Below are 3,495 nucleotides of genomic sequence, written 5' to 3' on the forward strand. Positions count from 1 at the left end.
GCTCGGGCTCCCCGAGCCCCTGGTGCTCCCCACCCCGCGCGGCGTCCTGGACCCCGCCGCCGTCGACGAAGCACTGACACGGCTGGACACCCTGGAGTGCGACGCCCCCCCGCGGCCCACCCCCGCCGTGGTCGTCGCCACCGCCGGGACCACCGACACCGGCGCCGTCGATCCGCTCGCCGCCCTCGCCGACCTGGTCGCCGCCCACCGCCCCCGGCGACCCGTCGCCCTGCACGTGGACGCCGCCTACGGCGGCCCGCTGCTGTTCAGCGACCGGCACCGGCACCGGATCGCCGGGATCGGACGGGCCGACACCGTCACCCTCGATCTCCACAAGCTCGGCTGGCAGCCGGTCGCCGCCGGCCTGCTGACCGTCCCCGACCGGTCCGCGCTGGCACCGCTGGGCCACCGCGCCGACTACCTCAACGCGGACGACGACACCGAAGCCGGCCTCCCCGACCTGCTCGGCCGCTCCCTGCGCACCACCCGCCGCCCCGACATCCTCAAGATCGCCGTCACCCTGCGAGCCCTCGGCCGACACGGCCTGGGCGCGCTCGTCGACGCGGTGTGCGCCACCGCCGAGGAGTTCGCCGATCTCATCGAGGCCGAACCCCGGCTGCGACTGCGCTCCCGCCCCGGCATCAGCACCGTCCTCTTCCGCCCGCACGGCGCCACCGACACACAGGTCGCCACCATCCGCCGCCGGCTGCTGCACGCGGGCCAAGCCGTCCTCGGCCGGGCCCGCGTCCCCGACCCCACGACCGGCCGACCCGAACTGTGGCTCAAGGCCACCCTCCTCAACCCACACGCCCACAGCAGCGACCTGCACGGCCTGCTCAAACTGGTCCTCGACCAGCACGACCTCCCCGGAGACCACCCCCGTCAGGACCAGCCGCGATGACCACCCAGCAGCCCTACGACCTCGTCGGCATCGGCATCGGCCCCGCCAACCTCTCCCTCGCCGCCCTCGCCCACACCCAGCCCGGACTCACCGCCGCCTGGTACGAACAGCGCCCCGCCTTCCACTGGCACCCCGGCCTGCTCATCGAAGGCGCCACCCTCCAGGTACCGTTCCTCGCCGACCTGGTGACCCTGGCCGACCCCACCAACCCGTGGAGCTTCCTCAACTACCTCCGGCACCACCAGCGGCTGTACCCCTTCTACCTCTCCGAACGCTTCCACAGCCCCCGCGCCGAGTACGACGACTACTGCCGCTGGGTCAGCCGCGGCCTGCCCTCCCTCCGCTTCGGACACCACGTCGACGCCGTCCGCTGGGACACCGCGCAGGGCCTGTTCGACATCGACTACACCCGCCTCGGACCCGACGGCGAGGCCGAGGCCGTCGGCCGCGCCCACGCCCGCAACCTGGCCCTCGGCATCGGCACCGCCCCGCACATCCCCGAACCGCTGCGCCCGCTCGCCGAACGCCCCGTCGTCCCCGTCATCCACTCGGCCGACTACCTCGACCACCGCGAACACCTGCTGAACGCCGCCCACATCACCGTCATCGGCTCCGGCCAGTCCGGCGCCGAGGTCTTCCTCGACCTGCTGCGCCGCCGCCCGCCCGGCCGCGAGCGGCTCCACTGGATCACCCGCACCCCGGCGTTCGCGCCCATGGAGTACAGCAAGCTGGGCCTGGAGCACTTCACCCCCGACTACACCCGCTACTTCCACGCGCTCCCCGAGCAGCGGCGCGACGAACTCATCGCCCGCCAGTGGCAGTTGCACAAAGCCATCGACCACCAGACGCTCGCCGACATCCACGACGAGCTGTACCGGCACAGCATCGGCGGCGGCTGGCCGGACGTGGTGCTCACCCCCGGAGTGACCGTGCGCACCGCGGGCCGGATCGGCACCACACAGGTCGAACTGCACCTGGACCACGCCGAGCAGGGCGAACGGACCCGGCTGGTGACAGAGGCGGTGGTGATGGCGACCGGCTACCGGGAACGCCCGCTCGGCCCGCTGCTGGCCGCCCTCGACCCGCTCCTGCACCGGGACGCGGCGGGCCGGATCACGGTCGACGAACGCTACCGGCTGGGCCTGGACCGGGAGGTGACCGGATCGGTGTACGTCCTCAACGCGGAGCGGCACACCCACGGCGTCGGCGCGCCGGACCTCGGCCTCGTCGCGCACCGCAGCGCGACGATCCTCAACGCCGTGACGGGGGAGGAGCGGTACCGGCTGCCGGAGCGGAGCGCGTTCACCACCTTCGGGCTACGGCCGGGGAACACGGGGGAGGAGACACCGGCAGCCGGGCCCCGCGCGCAACGGCAGCCGGTACGGCGGGTGAGCGTCTGAACGAGGACACCGCCGCGCGCCGGGCGCGCCAATTCCGGGGCGAATCCGGCTGGATATTCCGAACATATGCCGCCCGGAAATGCGGCACGGCTCAGAAGAGCACGCTTCTGCTCATGAGAAGGAGTTGTCAATGCCTCTTCAATATGCGGTCGTCGCCTGGTCACTTTCCGATAGCTCTCTACCCGCTGGTACGTCCTACTGTTGAGGTATGCGCCGAGCAAAAATTGTCTGCACACTTGGGCCCGCCACTGACTCATACGAGCGCATCGCCGCGCTCGTCGAAGCAGGAATGGACGTAGCACGGCTCAACCTCAGCCACGGCGGCCACCGCGACCACGAACAGCGCTACCAACGCGTGCGCCGCGCAGCCACCGCGACAGGACGCAGCATCGGAATTCTGGCCGACCTCCAAGGCCCGAAAATCCGGCTCGGCAGCTTCCGCGAAGGCCCCGTACTCCTCGAACCCGGCGACCACTTCACCATCACCACCGAAGACACCGAAGGCGACCAGCACCGCTGCGGCACCACCTACGCCGGCCTCGCCACCGACGTACGCCCCGGCGAACGCATCCTCATCGACGACGGCCGCGTCGCCCTCGACGTCACCGCCGTCGAAGGCCCCGACATCCACACCACCGTCGCCGAAGGCGGCATGATCTCCGACCACAAGGGCATCAACCTCCCCGGCGTCGCCGTCTCCGTCCCCGCCCTCTCACCCAAGGACATCGACGACCTGCGCTGGGCCCTGCGCACCGGCGTCGACATCATCGCCCTCTCCTTCGTCCGCACCGGCGACGACATCAAAGACGTCCACCGCGTCATGGCCGAGGAAGGCCGCTTCCTCCCCGTCATCGCCAAGATCGAGAAACCACAGGCCGAGGAGAACCTCCAGGACATCGTCGACGCCTTCGACGGCATCATGGTCGCCCGCGGCGACCTCGGCGTCGAAGTCCCCCTCGAAGAAGTCCCCATGCTCCAAAAACGCGCCATCAAGCTGGCCAAACGCAACGCCAAGCCGGTCATCGTCGCCACCCAGATGCTCGACTCCATGATCGACGCCTCCCGCCCCACCCGCGCCGAAGCCTCCGACGTCGACTACCACGTCAGCTACCGCAACGTCGCCGTCAGGCTCTGCGGCGACACCACCCGCGGCCGCTACCCCTTCGGAACACACCGAAACATGTTCAGCAGAGT

The 3,495-nt window shown here is 70.9% G+C and carries 3 protein-coding genes; all 3 read left to right on the forward strand.

The window, feature by feature from the left end; genetic code table 11:
- A partial coding sequence (locus ACFV5N_RS25930) for a pyridoxal phosphate-dependent decarboxylase family protein (RefSeq protein WP_385604405.1) occupies window positions 1–901 on the forward strand: 901 nt, incomplete at its 5' end.
- On the forward strand, window positions 898–2,301 hold the full coding sequence (locus ACFV5N_RS25935) for a lysine N(6)-hydroxylase/L-ornithine N(5)-oxygenase family protein (RefSeq protein ID WP_385604407.1): 1,404 nt from the start codon (window positions 898–900) through the stop codon (window positions 2,299–2,301). The genes ACFV5N_RS25930 and ACFV5N_RS25935, both read left to right, overlap by 4 nt.
- Before the next feature lie 208 nt (window positions 2,302–2,509).
- Window positions 2,510–3,495, forward strand: a 986-nt coding sequence (gene pyk, locus ACFV5N_RS25940; RefSeq protein WP_385604410.1) for a pyruvate kinase, incomplete at its 3' end; no start/stop codon positions are given.

This window comes from Streptomyces sp. NPDC059853 (assembly GCF_042731495.1).
Taxonomy (GTDB): domain Bacteria; phylum Actinomycetota; class Actinomycetes; order Streptomycetales; family Streptomycetaceae; genus Streptomyces.